This window comes from Microcystis sp. M_QC_C_20170808_M3Col, assembly GCF_007095505.1.
Taxonomy (GTDB): Bacteria; Cyanobacteriota; Cyanobacteriia; order Cyanobacteriales; family Microcystaceae; genus Microcystis.
In genome coordinates, this window is the sequence record NZ_SFBY01000174.1 from 1 (window position 1) to 13,906 (window position 13,906).

The window sequence follows — 13,906 nt, forward strand, 5'->3', positions numbered from 1 at the left end:
TTAAAGATTAGTTATTGTGACTAACTCTTTTGATTAGAACAAGAGAAACTTGAGAATCTTCGGTCAAATTTATTGACTCAAAATCCGCTGTACTTAATTTAAATGAATCAACCCTACCCCACACCCTACACCCTACACCCCACACCCTCTTTCAAGTCAGGAGACAGTATTCAGGAGACAGCTTTTTTCTACGCTGCTCCCTGCTCCCTACTCCCCTGCTCCCCAACCCCTATTTTCCGTCTAAACTTTTGTATAGGGATAGTCTGGGAAAGTATGGATAGCTCTTAGACTAATTAATTCGGGACTCACATCACAATATAGACTATGGCTTACTATTGGTTTAAAGCATTTCACCTGATTGGGGTAGTTGTTTGGTTTGCGGGACTATTTTATTTAGTACGTTTGTTTGTCTATCATGGGGAGGCAGCAACAGAAACGGAACCCGCACAAGCTATTCTGAAAGCGCAATACGAGATCATGGAGAAGCGACTCTACAATATCATCACCACACCGGGGATGATTGTCACCGTGGCCATGGCGATCGGTTTAATCTCCACAGAACCGGAAATTTTAAAATCGGGATGGTTACATATTAAATTATCCTTTGTGGCTCTTTTACTGCTCTATCATTTCTACTGTGGTCGCATCATGAAAAAGCTAGAAAAAGGGGAATGTAATTGGACGGGACAGCAATTTCGGGCATTAAATGAAGCACCAACCCTGTTATTGGTAGTTATTGTCCTTTTGGCAGTATTTAAGAATCAATTACCCCTCGATTTGACCACTTGGTTAATTGTAGCTTTAGTGGTATTGATGGCGGTGACAATCCAACTTTATGCTAAAAAACGTCGAAAAGATCAAGAAAAACTTCGGCAAAATACTCCCCAAAAAGAAGAAGTAGCGACCAGGTGAATTATCTCAATCATTCCCTAGGTTTCTAGGATAACAGTTAAGAGTGGTTTGACAGCTGTGGGATGGACTAAAAAGACCATCCCCATTGTATAGGTAGCAACCTTTAGCTTTTAGGTTTTTGGCTTTTTGCTATTTTTGAGCTTATACAAAAACTATTTTTAATAGTGTGATGAACTCCCAAGCTATGGATTGTTTCTCCCTGCTCCGGCGCTCCGCTGCTCCCCGATACCTTTTAAACAGGATTTATTATTATAAACCTCTTGCATAATTAATTTTTCAGGGTTCAAAAACGGCAAAAATAAGGATTAAATTGCCTAAAATCTGTAAATAGACCATTTAACTGATTATTATTTATTCTTAATTCTCCTGACTCCTGGCTACTGACTCCTAACCCTAACAACAATTTTTGATTTTTACAAGAGGTCCTATGAATAGTTGCTGGATAGATTGGGAAAAAATAACTAGAGATTTTCTGAGTTCCCGCAAGCTCAGACAAGTTGCTGAATTGCGAGGATTCTATCGAGTTAATCCCTCTGGTATTCCTAGAATTCCCCCCGATTTAGAATTGAGAGACTACCAAAATACAGCGATTATCAGTTGGTTTCGTAATCGGGGACGGGGAACTTTAAAAATGGCCACCGGCAGCGGTAAAACTATTACTGCTTTAGCTATTGCCATGGAACTTTACCAAGCGATAGAACTGCAAGTATTATTAGTAATTTGCCCCTATCGTCACCTAGTCAATCAATGGCAACGAGAAGCGGAAAAATTTAATCTTAAACCGATTTTAGCCTACGAAAGTGTCCATACATGGCAAAGTCAACTAGCCACAGAGTTATATAATGTGCAAGCGGGTAATCAAAAATTTGTCACTATTTTAACTACTAACTCAACTTTTATTAGCGAGGGGTTTCAATCACAAATAAAATTTTTTCCCGATAAAACTTTAATCGTTGGTGATGAAGCACATAATTTAGGTTCCCCCCGATTAGAAGAATTATTACCCCGTTCTTTAGGTCTAAGATTGGCTTTAACTGCCACTCCTGAAAGATATTTTGATGAGGAAGGAACTGACGCTATTCTTGATTATTTTGGGCAAATTCTACAACCAGAATTTACCCTAGCTGATGCTATTAGTAAAGGAGCTTTAGTCAATTATTTTTATTATCCAGTCTTGGTTGAATTAACCGACAGTGAGGCTTTATTATACGCAAAATTAACCCAAAGAATCGGCTGGATTTTGCAGAAAAATAGTAATTTAAATAGTAATGAGAACCTCACCGCTTTGTTAATGCAAAGATCACGATTAGTTGGTTCAGCAAGTAATAAATTACAGGCTCTACAACAACTGATGCAAGAGCGGTTAGATACGGATCATACTTTATTTTATTGTGGGGATGGTTATGTGGAAAATTATACTGCTAATTATCGTCGTCAGGTAGAAGCAGTTACTCATTTATTGGGCAATCAATTAGGTTATCGAGTTGCTACCTACACCGCAGAAACTTCCCTAGAAGAACGAGAAAAAATTCGCGAACAATTTGAGGAGGGTTATCTACAAGGATTAGTGGCAATTAGATGTTTAGATGAGGGAGTAGATCTGCCATCAATTCAAAACGCAGTCATTCTGGCTAGTAGTGGTAATCCTCGACAATTTATTCAGCGTCGCGGGCGAATATTGCGACCCCATCCCGATAAAAAACAGGCCACTTTATTTGATATGATTGTTATGCCACCGACCTTAGATCGAGAAACCTGGGAAGTAGAAAGGAATTTATTACGCAAGGAATTAAAACGATTTCTAGAGTTTGCCCAATTAGCTATTAATGCTCAAGAAGCTGAGACTAAATTAGGGGAGATTCAAGATAGATATTGTCTTTTGTCTAATTAAAACCTGAAAAGTTAAATCTTGGCAGCTTTTATGCTAGAATAGAGGTTAGTCAAGAATTGATCTGAAAGTCAAGATCGATCGCCGAGAAAAATTAACCCAAGCGAATAGCGATCAATAAAGTTGTATAATTTTCTTTCCTCTACTTCTAAACTTCTATGTCTCCCCGTCAACAACCCCGTCGCATTGCTCGAGAACTTGCCCTTTTGAGTTTAAGTCAGATTAAAGGCAATCCTGAAAACCTAGAACAGCAAACTTTAAACGATTTAATTTTAGTCGCAGTTAGAACCTTAACCCTGGAAATTCAAGAAACCTTAGAAACCGCTGCTGCCGAAATTAGTCGCGGCAATGAACGGATTCTCGCTAGTGATACTAAGGCAACAAATCTAAAAAGCGCCCAAACTATGGTACAAGAAGCAATTTCTCTTACTCACAATGCCATTAATCGTTTAGGAACCGTGATAGATTTTCCCGAAATTGTTCAGTTATCTAGTCAGTACGAAGTGCGGGAATATGCCCTAGAATTAATCGGTACAGTCTATCGTCGTCGTGCGGAAATCGAACAGGAATTAACCGGCGCTTTAGTGGATTGGCAACTACATCGTTTACCAAGAATCGATCGGGATATCCTCCAAATTGCCGTCGCAGAAATGCTCTATCTCGATCTACCTCAAAAAGTAGCGATTAATGAAGCGATCGAATTAGCAAAACGTTATTCTGATGATGAAGGTTATCGCTTTATTAATGGTGTTCTCCGACGGGTAACGAATAAGCTCAATGAATCAGAAAAAGCCGTATCTACCCAGAGTTAACCCCGAAAGAAATTAATACTACAATGGCCACATTTTATAGGGAAATTTCTGTAAATTGATATTGTAGTATCGCTCATCTCCCGTTACTTCTTGGCCGATCCAATCAGGAATAGTAATGACTTGCTCCTCTTGTTCTAGCTCAATTTCAGCCATAATTAAACCTTGATTATCCCCCAAAAATTCATCAACTTCCCAAGTTAAATTATCCAGAGAAATGCGATGACGAATCTTTTCAATTAAAGGTTTCTTACAGAGGTTTTCTAACATGAGCTCCGCATCTTCTAGGGGAATTGCATACTCGAATTCTGGGCGACTAATGCCCTCAGTCTTGCCTTTAATGGTTAAATAACCCCGATCTCCAACTACACGAACTCGCACAGTTGTCAATCCATCTTGGGTGGGAATATATCCCTGACGATACAACTTGCCAGCAGCAAGCGATCGCCAAGAATCCCCTTTAACCAGAAACTTCCGTTCAATTTCAACAGTCATAAGCTTTTGATGGCAATAAATTTAAGCCGTAGCCACGGCAGCAGCTTGGGTTCCTAGTTGAATTAACTCGATCTTGTAGCCATTAGGATCTTCCACGAAAGCAATCACGGTAGAACCGTGTTTCATCGGGCCCGGTTCCCTGGTGACATTGCCACCAAGAGCTTTAATTTTCTCACAGGTGCTATAGATATCATCCACCCCCAGGGCAATATGACCGTAAGCATTACCGACTTCATAGCGATCGACTCCCCAATTATAGGTCAGTTCGATGACAGCATGATTAGCTTCATCACCATAACCGACGAAAGCGAGGGTAAATTGACCATTGGGATAGTCTTTCTGGCGCAATAACTTCATTCCTAGCACATCGCAGTAAAATTGTAGAGATTCCTGCAAGTTATTGACCCGGAGCATGGTGTGTAAGAGACGCATGATTATTTTTAGATGACATCGATCGAAAAATTACTCATCCTTGATTGTAACCAGTCCTTGTGCCTTCTTATCTCCTTGAGGGTCAACAATTATACCAATACGGGTGTACAGAAAACTCACCGGTAAAATCACCTACTCCCAAAAGCGATTAATAGCTGTAACCAAAATCACATTTTTGGCCATACCTAAATCACTATCTAGAGGATTTTCTCGGTCTATTGTGTAGTTAGTGGTAAAGTTAGTTAGGTCAAGACATTTTTGATCAGGAGTTTTCTGGGGAAATTGTGAAGGTAGTAGGTAGTAGTAAATTTTCACTGGTTTCTGAAAACCCCTTTCGACTTGATTGACCTATAGTTTAATAAAACCTCTGTGACTGCCATAAATGTTAAATATTTAGGGGAGTACAGAACAGAGAAATTGAGACGGGTTAAAGCTATGCGTTTTTATTTAGAGTATATCAATCACTTAGGTCGTTTACAGAAAAAATCCTCTCATCGTCGTCTGCAAGCGGGTTTCACGATTACAGAAGTCTTACTGGCAGCTTTGATGATGCTGATTGCCGTCTTGGTAGCGGGAAATGGCTTGATTAACCTGCTCAGAAGTAACTATCGAGCCAATGCCGATAGTGAAATCCGGAATAATCTTAATCGTACTCTAGAGTTTGTTTCAGATGAAGTGAGACGAGCAAGAATTATCGCTAATTCTCAAGCTGCGATCACAACGACTCAAGTACCCGGTTGGACAGAAAAACCAGAAGCGCGAGCAGTTCTAGCTTTCCAAATTCCTAATCCCGACAATCCAGGTGAGATACTCCCCAACCAGATCGTTTACTATACCAGAGACACTAAAGAGGGCCCCTGGTCTAGCTTGACCGGTCTGCAATTGTGGCGCTTTGGTCCGAACTTGGACGCTAATGGCAACTACATCACCCCCAACAATATTAATACTTGGGCTCTTTCCCCCGTCACCGATAGGTTAGCAGCGGCTGCTGAGAACCCTAATTGTCCTGCGGATTTTAACAAAATCTCCGACCCTCCTCAAGGTTTTTTTGCCTGCCTTCACAAGGATGGTAATCAAGTGATTTTGAATACCAACGCTCAGGTAAAGATGACTACCAATGACGAAGTTAAATACTCTGTCAATACCAGAGTTTTCACGAGAGCTTGTCAAATATTTTGCCTCACAAGCTCCACCCCTACTCGTCGTTATTATATGGACAATAGTGCTGGGACTGAAGGACCACTAGCGATACCCGTCGTTACCGTGGCAGCAACTGTTAAGGCTGAAGTTATTAAAGGAGAACCTTGTAAATTCAGTACTTCCTGCGGTGTTGTTGCTGCACCTCAGTTGGGTTTGTCTGAACAGCAACCGGAAAAAGATTTCGGTTCAAATGTTGACGCAGATCGTTTCGATAACATTGTGGTTTTTGTGAATGGGTTGCGTAATGTCTATGATGAAACTGGGACTAAAACCCTAGCATATACCTCTGATACCGGTTTACCCTCAGGCAGCAATATCCCTCCTCTTACTAATAACCAAATTTTATTCGTGTTAACGAGTAAAACGGATTCATCAACCTCCTATCAGATTTTAGTAACCATTACACCCAAGTAGCTAAACTTATGGCAATAAGCTGAAACCTTGATGTTATCCTGGTTAGCTAACCCTATTCTTTCTCGGAAATCATGGCCAAATCCCCTTAACTGGAATGAGGTTAAATAGGGTTTGCGGCAAAAAGTTTTTCGGTGGTGGTAGGGTGTGGGGTGTGGGGTGTAGGGTTTTACCCATTTTCAGGGGGTCAATTACCTAATTTTCAGGGAAAAAGTGCCTAAATTTCCCCCCCAATCACTCCAATCACTGGCACTTTTTGATGGGAAAAAAGTCTAAAGGACGATCCCGGGCAAAAAATCTAACTTAAACAGCGAATTGCCTCCAATAAACCCCTCGCTTTGTTGAGGGTTTCTTCATACTCTTTCTCCGGCTCAGAATCGGCTACTAACCCTGCTCCCGCTTGCACAGAAACCAGATAATTTTGATTACCTTGGGGACGAACAATCATAGTACGAATCGTGATGGCACTATTTAACTGTCCCTCGAAATCGTAGTAACCATAAACCCCTGAATAGGGACCGCGACGACAGGGTTCTAATTCATGGATAATTTCCATAGCGCGAATTTTCGGGGCCCCACTGACGGTTCCCGCGGGAAAACAAGCTTTTAATAAATCCCAAGCACTTTTATTGGTTGCTAAATCCCCCACCACATTACTAACAATGTGCATAACGTGGGAATAACGTTCAATTATCATTAATTCATTCACTTTGACCGTACCTCGATCGCAGACTCGACCTAGATCATTTCTCCCCAAATCCACTAACATAATATGCTCGGCAATTTCTTTGGGATCTTGCAATAAATCCGTTGCTAAAGCTTGGTCTTCACTGAAGTTTTGTCCCCGGCGACGGGTGCCAGCAATTGGTCTGACCGTAGCTTTTATTTTACCTAATTCGTCCCGTTCTGCCTTAACCATCACTTCAGGACTAGAGCCAATAATTTGCCAATCCTTAAAGTTATAAAAAGCCATGTAGGGAGAAGGATTAATCAGACGCAGGGAACGATATAAATCGAAGGGATGACCCTGATAATTGGCATTTAAACGCTGGGAAATAACCACCTGAAAAATATCCCCCGCTTTGATGTAATCCTTCGCTTTCAGGACATTTTGACAGAATTTTTCCTGAGTTGTATTGCTTTCATAGACTAATTCTTTTCCCTGACCAACTGGTAATAATTCTAGGGTTTTGGCATTAGTTGGTAGGGGTAATCGTAACTTCAGAACTAACTGTGTCACTCGATCGCAGGCCGCTTGATAAGCGGCCGCTAAATCGGGATTTTTACCCCGGATATCGGCATAAGCGATCGCCCAGATTTTCCGTTTAACTTGATCGAAAATAATCAGATTATCCACCTGCATCCAAATACCATCCGGTAGATCGGCATCGGTAGCGGGATAAATAGGTACTCGCGGCTCGATCCAATTAATTAATTCATAACCCCAAAAACCAAATAAACCCCCTATTCCGGCGGGTAATTGCGGCAATTTAACCGGCACGATCGGGGCTAAACATTGGGTTAAAATCTCGAAAGGATCCCCCGAAAAAATCTCTTGAGAACCATCGCGAAAACTTTGGGTAGTGGTGTTTCCCCGCGCTTCTAATACCCAGACGGGATCGCCTCCTAAAAAGCTGTAGCGTCCCAAGGTTTCGCCCCCTTCCACCGACTCTAATAAAAAATTGTAGGCTTGATTGGCACAAACTTTATACCAGGCCGAAACGGGTGTTTCTAGGTCAGCGATCCATTCTTGATAGACAGGAATAAAGTTACCTTGGCCAGCGAGTTGACGAAAGCGATCGAAGTCGGGGAAGATCATATTTTGATGGTTCAGGAAACGGATAGCACAACACTTGTAGGGGAGAAAACGGAATTATGAATTATGAATTATGAAGGAGTGGGAAGTGGGGAAGTGGGGAAGTGGGGAAGTGGGGAAGTGGGGAAGTGGGGAAGTGGAGAGGTGGGGAAGTGGGGAAGTGGGGAAGTGGGGAAGTGGAGAGGTGGGGAAGTGGGGAAGTGGGGGAATTTCAACTAAAACCCTAACACCCCCCGCAACGCGCACGCAGTGACCACCCTAACACCCTAACACCCCAAAACCCCAAAACCCCCCGCAACGCACACGCAGTGACCACCCTATCTCCTGACTCGGAGAATACTGACTCCTAACTCCTAACCCCAGGAAAAACTTTTTCAGCAAACCCTAACTAGCAATTTATTGCCGATTGCTATAAGAGAAATCGAGAGTCAGAAGTTAAATCTTCGGGCCAAATAGCTGCTAAATCTAACTCCCCACTCTCGATTTTAGGGATTATTTATGCTTCGTAGGGAGTGACACCAGAGAACTTAATTGTCGCTGGTTCGGGGTTTTTGCCGATATTGCGGTCTTTTTTGCCGAAAAATTCACGACCGGCGTTAACTTTTTCGGGGAAGACACCATCAGCAGGGTGGAGATATTGCACTTCACCACTGGGGTAAATCCGATAGATTTTGTAATCTTCGATTTTGGGCTTAAATTTCGTCCGCAATTGGGTACCAAGAGCGAGCGCCTGTTCTTTGCGGGCCAAATAGAGGAGATTTTCGCCTTCGTTCATGATAGCGGCGCCACCGGTGGGCATTTCAAAGACTTGTTCTTTGCTGCTTGTCCAGGTGATGGCGTATTTTTCTTCCAGATCGGCTTTGGCGAGTAAACCGCCCGTGCTGCCACCGAACTTAGGAGCTTTTCCAGAAAGTTCTGTCATAGGGTTTTGTTCTCTCTACAAAAATAAAGAAAAGGGGTTTTAGGGAATCCTATCACTGACACCCCCTCTCTCTAGTAGTCTTGTCAAGAACTGTAACATTATTTTGTACTAGACTATAGAACTAGGATTTACCGAAAAAGTTTTTCGTGGAGGCAGGGTGTGGGGTGTGGGGTGTGGGGTTTTACCCATTTTCAGGGAAAAAGTGCCTAAATTTTCCCCCCGATCACTGCAAGGACTGGCACTTTTTGATTTTAAAAAAGCCTAAAGATATTATCCCACAAGGTTTTTAGATTTATTCAGCCAGATAGAACTAAGCTCTTAGCCGATCGCCAACTTGCCCAGGAATCGGCCGCCACTTTAATCGATCGCCCGTCGGGAAATTTGCCAACTTAAAAAAATTACCGGAATTAATCCCACTAAGACAATGGCCAGGGCCGGTGCCGCCGCTTCCACTAAACGTTCATCACTGGCGTATTGATAAACGCGCACCGCTAGGGTATCAAAATTAAAAGGTCTTAAGACCAAAGTAGCCGGTAATTCCTTCATCACATCGACAAAAACTAACATAGCCGCCGTCAATAATCCCCCCGACAAAAGAGGAATATGCACTTTAATTAAAGTGGCACCAGTGCCATAGCCAAGGCTGCGGGAAGCATCATCTAAACTAGGTTTAATTTTACTTAAACTCGATTCTAACGTGGAGAAAGCTACGGCTAAAAACCGGACAATATAGGCAAAAATCAGACAGAAAATCGTGCCGCTCAGAATTAAATTGATATTTAATCCTTGATTTAAAAAGTTATCTAATTTGCCGATAGGAATTAAAACCCCCACGGCAATAACAATGCCGGGGATAGCATAACCAGCGGCCGCAATCCGCACAGAACCCTTAATAGTTTTATTCTGATTAAGTCTTTCCCCGTAGGCGAGAATTAAAGCTAAAACTACCGCAATAATTGCGCTTAAACTAGCCAGAAAAAAACTGTTTAACGATAAACTAAGAAAGTCATTATTAAAAGTTTCTTGGGCATGATTAAAGGCTAGATAGGTCAGATAGAAAGCAGGGGCGATAAAACCAAGAAATACTGGTAAAAAACAGAATAAAATTGCCAAGAAACTACGAACAAATCCTAGTTCGTACTTAGTCGGTGACTGGAAACGATTGGTCATTTCATAGTAACGAGCTTGACGACGGGAGGATTGTTCGAGGAAAACTAAAACGAGAATAAATACCATTAAAACTGTGGATAACTGCCCCGCCGCTATGCGATCGCCCATACCGAACCAAGTATTATAAATCCCCGTGGTAAAAGCATTAATTCCGAAATACTGCACCGTACCAAAATCGTTAAGAGTTTCCATTAAAGCTAGGGCTAATCCCGCCATAATTGCCGGTCTTGCTAGGGGTAAAGCGACAGTAAAAAAACTGCGCCAAGGATTACATCCCAAGGAGCGACTTGCCTCCACCGTGCAGACAGATTGTTCTAAAAAACCCACCCTTGCTAACAGATAAACGTAGGGATAAAGCACAAGAATTAACATCAGAATCCCCCCCCAGAGAGAACGGATACTAGGAAACCAATAATCCTCGACACTATTCCAACCGAAAACACTTCTTAAGAACGTCTGCACCGGACCAAAATAGTCCATCATATTGGTATAAGTATAGGCCAAGAGATAGGCAGGAGCAGCAAGGGGTAGTAATAATAACCATTGAAATTGTTGACAACCGGGAAATTGACACATCGTTGTTAACCAAGCTGTGCCGACACCGATGATTAAAACGCCGCTGCCCACCCCCCACATTAACCAAAAAGAATTAACTAGATAATCCCAGAGAACAGTTTCGATCAGATGTTGCCAGACTTGACTGGAATTAGTTAATAAACTACTGGCAACCGATAAAATCGGCAGGGACACAAGCAGGGCAATTAGTAAAACCGCAATTGTCCATCCCTGTCTAAAAAAAGAGCGAGATTTTTTCAGAAAAAACATTTTTAATAAGATTGTTAAAGCAATTTTTAAGGTGGGGGCAAATCCTAGGGACTGATAGAATAAAAAATGTCCGTGAGCGTTGTAGCTGTGACATACCCGACGATCTGACCAGAATCGATCGCCTAAAATAGTCGTTCTGCATCTTGGAAAAATAGCTCTCTCTCCAATAGAAAATCTAGGAGAACATTAGTATCAATTAAAACTCTCACTAAAGATATTTCTCCACCCGACGATCTTCCAACATGGCAGCTACTTCTTGGTCGGTTGGTGCAAGTTGGTCTGTTTTGAGTAAGCCACGCATCCGTTGAATTGCACCAGAACGATCAGGTCTAGCAATTGGGGTCTTCTGCAAGGACTCAATAATGGCGCTAACCAGATCAAGTCGATCGCTCGGTGATAGCTTAACCGCTTCTTCCTTTAGGTCTTGCAGTAACATAGACATTGCTTGGGGCTGAATATTCTGGAATTTATTAAAAATAATTATAACCTTGATTTATGATCAGGGCTGTAGGGCTATCTTGGACAGCCTGTAAATCTCCATTGTTAGTTCTTTGGTGACATCTCTAAATCCTTCAACTGGCTCTCTTAGCATTGCCAAGTCAAAATCAGACATAGAGACTCTATTACCCTCTGCTGCTTCTAATCTAGCTTGGAATGCAAGAAAAAGATCACTGCGGTTTAACTTGTCAACTTCTTCTTGCATGGCCTGAATTTCTTCTTCAACTTTATGCTGAATAGAAACATTTGCCTCTTGAATGAACTCTCTGACCTTCAAGTATGATTACTCGCTTGCATAACTAGGAGATGCTCCCTATAGATTTTAGTATAACTCATTTTCTGTGAGCATAACTAGGAGATGCTCTAGAGCGCCCTTGATCGAGGAAAATTAGTTAATCAATAGGCCTAGTTCATTGGCTCCTAAAAATTAGGATTTCTGTAACAGTTTGCGGTAGTCAAACACGCGAATGAGAGTCCCTTTTTGGGGTAAATCGGCGGCACGAATCCGTAATTTATTGTCCTCGATTAAACGGATATTTTTATCCTTGACCAACTTGAGAAACTCATCTACAGACACCAATTCACAGGCATTTTTATCGGCGGCACTGGTAAAGTATTGAGTTGGTATAGCAATGCGCGGCTGTAAAACTTCGATCGCCTGTTTTGCTTCTTGGGGATTATAATTTTTTGGACCACCTCCCACGGGAATAAAAGCTAAATCCGGCGAACCTAAGAGAATTCTTTGTTCTAATTCAAGCGGGGCTGCTGCCCCCCCTAAATGGACAATGCTAATGCCCGCTTGGGTCCAACGCCAGGCTACATTCATACCGAAACGTTGCCCCCCCATGCGATCGTGGGCGATACTAATGCCCTGTAATTTTAATTTACCCAGATCATAGGCCCCCGGCTCAAACAAAATTTTCGGATTACCGGGTAAACCCTCGGCAGCCCCTTCATCCCACAGTTGACTACTAATTAAAACGATATCTGCTTCTACTTTTGGCAAAGGAAAACCCGCCGTACAACCAATTGCCCGGAAGGGATTAACTAGGACTCTTTGCCCTCCTCCGGTAAATAAAAAGCAACTATGACCCAACCATTGAACTAGGAGGGAATTATCGGGTTTTTGGGGGGAAGTGGGGTTAGTGGGTTTCGGTTTAGTTTCTGCTAAAACTGAGCTTACTGCCACGGTTAAGAAACTTGCCCCCGCCGATAAGATAAAATCTCGCCTTTTCATAAATGTAGATACAGAATTAATCAAGTTAAGTAGGGTCTGCTGAATAAATCTAAAAACCTTGTTGGGTAAGACTTTTAGACTTTTGGGAAATCAAAAAGTACCAGGCATGGGAGTGATCAGGGGGAAAATTGAGGTACTTTTTCCCTGAAAATTAGGTAGTTGACCACCTGAAAATCGGTAAAACCCTACACCCCACACCCCACACCCCTTCGTAAACTATGCGGGCGTTGGGTTTCATGCTTCAACCCAACCTACGTTCATCTTATGTTTAATTCCACCCACCCACTTAAGGTTAATTTCAGGGGTTGGGGATTAGTAAACACTAGATGGATCGGAGAAAGTTTCTTAAAAGTTCCTTGCCGGCAGTGGTTAAAATACTTTCGGGATGAAATTGTACTCCTTGAATGTGGGGGTAATCCCGATGACGGACTCCCATGACCGTGCCATCTTCTACCCAGGCCGTGATCTCTAAATTATCCGGCATGGTGGAGCGCTCGATCACTAAACTATGGTAACGGGTGGCAGTAAAAGGATTTTCTAAGCCTTGAAATACCCCTTCATTGTTGTGATAGATTGGGGAAGTTTTGCCGTGCATCAAGACTGGGGCCGAGACCACATCCCCTCCGAACACCTGACCGATACTTTGATGACCGAGACAGACCCCCAAGATTGGCATATAGGGGCTAAATTTGGCGATTAATTCCAGAGATATGCCCGCATCGACCGGACGACCTGGACCGGGGGAAATGACAATTCCATCCGGCCGCATTTGTTCGATCGTGGCCAGATCGATTTTATCATTACGATAGACCTCGATCGGCACGGCGATCGGGAACTCGGAGGCTAATTCTCCCAAATACTGGACTAAATTGTAGGTAAAACTATCATAGTTATCGATGACGATTATCAAGAGTCCCTCTCCTTTCTCTAGCCTCGCTCAGTATTTTTATTCTACATCCCTGCTGTCTCGATCGAGACAGCAGGGGTGTAGGGGGTAGGCTATTTTTGTGCCGTCAGCTAGAATCTGCCCGGAATTGCTAATTACAGCCTAAACTATCTCTGGTGGCCACTCCCGTGACCGGATTAATCCCATCGGCCCGTTCACACATTAACTTGACCTGATAGCTATCAATTACCGCGTTAGTGAAATCGGCCCCGGTAATAATCGTGTCTTGACACTCCCCGCCGTAAAACGGACGGGGATTCTTGGTTCAACGACAGGGCTTAAAAATCTAAAGGAAGTGTAACCTTCACCCTACGACCAAATACCCCATCTAAAGATGCAAATATC

The 13,906-nt window shown here is 42.6% G+C and carries 15 protein-coding genes and 1 pseudogene; 5 read left to right on the plus strand and 11 right to left on the minus strand.

Annotation, left to right across the window (positions count from 1 at the left end):
• Positions 1-324: 324 nt before the first annotated feature.
• The 3 genes from hemJ (at position 325) to nusB (ending at position 3,612) form a co-directional block, all read left to right on the plus strand.
• Positions 325-912: a protoporphyrinogen oxidase HemJ gene (hemJ, locus tag EWV84_RS07930; RefSeq protein ID WP_286824591.1), complete on the plus strand. Its 588-nt coding sequence runs from the start codon at positions 325-327 to the stop codon at positions 910-912.
• Positions 913-1,339: 427 nt separating this feature from the next.
• The gene (locus EWV84_RS07935) at positions 1,340-2,803 is read left to right on the plus strand and encodes a DNA phosphorothioation system restriction enzyme (RefSeq protein ID WP_287077572.1); all 1,464 of its coding nucleotides are present in this window, start codon (positions 1,340-1,342) and stop codon (positions 2,801-2,803) included.
• Positions 2,804-2,958: 155 nt separating this feature from the next.
• Positions 2,959-3,612: a transcription antitermination factor NusB gene (gene nusB, locus EWV84_RS07940; RefSeq protein ID WP_286824593.1), complete on the plus strand. Its 654-nt coding sequence runs from the start codon at positions 2,959-2,961 to the stop codon at positions 3,610-3,612.
• A gap of 18 nt (positions 3,613-3,630) precedes the next feature.
• Here the strand turns inward: nusB and EWV84_RS07945 are convergent, their stop codons facing one another.
• The 3 genes from EWV84_RS07945 to EWV84_RS07955 all read right to left on the minus strand — a co-directional run bounded on the left by EWV84_RS07945 (position 3,631) and on the right by EWV84_RS07955 (position 4,851).
• The gene (locus EWV84_RS07945) at positions 3,631-4,104 is read right to left on the minus strand and encodes a CYTH domain-containing protein (protein WP_287077573.1); all 474 of its coding nucleotides are present in this window, start codon (positions 4,102-4,104) and stop codon (positions 3,631-3,633) included.
• Between the two features lie 21 nt (positions 4,105-4,125).
• Positions 4,126-4,536 (minus strand): lactoylglutathione lyase, encoded by a 411-nt coding sequence (gene gloA / locus EWV84_RS07950; protein ID WP_002796773.1) that lies wholly within the window; start codon positions 4,534-4,536, stop codon positions 4,126-4,128.
• A 132-nt stretch (positions 4,537-4,668) separates the two neighbouring features.
• Positions 4,669-4,851, minus strand: a complete 183-nt coding sequence (locus EWV84_RS07955; RefSeq protein WP_287077574.1) for a hypothetical protein — start codon at positions 4,849-4,851, stop codon at positions 4,669-4,671.
• A gap of 120 nt (positions 4,852-4,971) precedes the next feature.
• Between EWV84_RS07955 and EWV84_RS07960 the strand changes: the two genes are divergently transcribed.
• Complete coding sequence (locus tag EWV84_RS07960) at positions 4,972-6,150, plus strand: PulJ/GspJ family protein (protein WP_287077575.1); 1,179 nt, start codon at positions 4,972-4,974, stop codon at positions 6,148-6,150.
• 295 nt (positions 6,151-6,445) lie between these two features.
• Here EWV84_RS07960 and trpE read toward each other — a convergent pair whose 3' ends face one another.
• Positions 6,446-7,966 carry an anthranilate synthase component I gene (gene trpE / locus EWV84_RS07965; protein WP_287077576.1) on the minus strand — a complete coding sequence of 507 codons (1,521 nt, stop codon included), beginning with the start codon at positions 7,964-7,966 and terminating at the stop codon, positions 6,446-6,448.
• A gap of 63 nt (positions 7,967-8,029) precedes the next feature.
• Here trpE and EWV84_RS07970 point away from each other — a divergent pair, with 63 nt between their 5' ends.
• Positions 8,030-8,182 carry a hypothetical protein gene (locus EWV84_RS07970; protein ID WP_287077577.1) on the plus strand — a complete coding sequence of 51 codons (153 nt, stop codon included), beginning with the start codon at positions 8,030-8,032 and terminating at the stop codon, positions 8,180-8,182.
• 277 nt (positions 8,183-8,459) lie between these two features.
• Here EWV84_RS07970 and EWV84_RS07975 read toward each other — a convergent pair whose 3' ends face one another.
• The 7 genes and pseudogenes from EWV84_RS07975 to EWV84_RS08005 form a co-directional block, all read right to left on the minus strand.
• Positions 8,460-8,885 carry a photosystem I reaction center subunit II PsaD gene (locus tag EWV84_RS07975; RefSeq protein ID WP_286824595.1) on the minus strand — a complete coding sequence of 142 codons (426 nt, stop codon included), beginning with the start codon at positions 8,883-8,885 and terminating at the stop codon, positions 8,460-8,462.
• Between the two features lie 357 nt (positions 8,886-9,242).
• On the minus strand, positions 9,243-10,880 hold the full coding sequence (locus tag EWV84_RS07980; protein WP_287077578.1) for an ABC transporter permease: 1,638 nt from the start codon (positions 10,878-10,880) through the stop codon (positions 9,243-9,245).
• A gap of 208 nt (positions 10,881-11,088) precedes the next feature.
• Positions 11,089-11,316 carry a hypothetical protein gene (locus EWV84_RS07985; protein WP_158199070.1) on the minus strand — a complete coding sequence of 76 codons (228 nt, stop codon included), beginning with the start codon at positions 11,314-11,316 and terminating at the stop codon, positions 11,089-11,091.
• A gap of 63 nt (positions 11,317-11,379) precedes the next feature.
• The gene (locus tag EWV84_RS07990; RefSeq protein WP_286824598.1) at positions 11,380-11,655 is read right to left on the minus strand and encodes a hypothetical protein; all 276 of its coding nucleotides are present in this window, start codon (positions 11,653-11,655) and stop codon (positions 11,380-11,382) included.
• 150 nt (positions 11,656-11,805) lie between these two features.
• Positions 11,806-12,615, minus strand: a complete 810-nt coding sequence (locus EWV84_RS07995; protein WP_286824599.1) for an MBL fold metallo-hydrolase — start codon at positions 12,613-12,615, stop codon at positions 11,806-11,808.
• A gap of 322 nt (positions 12,616-12,937) precedes the next feature.
• The gene (locus tag EWV84_RS08000; RefSeq protein WP_286824600.1) at positions 12,938-13,525 is read right to left on the minus strand and encodes an anthranilate synthase component II; all 588 of its coding nucleotides are present in this window, start codon (positions 13,523-13,525) and stop codon (positions 12,938-12,940) included.
• Between the two features lie 127 nt (positions 13,526-13,652).
• Positions 13,653-13,787 (minus strand): annotated as a pseudogene (locus tag EWV84_RS08005) (pentapeptide repeat-containing protein); the annotation flags it as partial.
• Between the last annotated feature and the right edge of the window lie 119 nt (positions 13,788-13,906).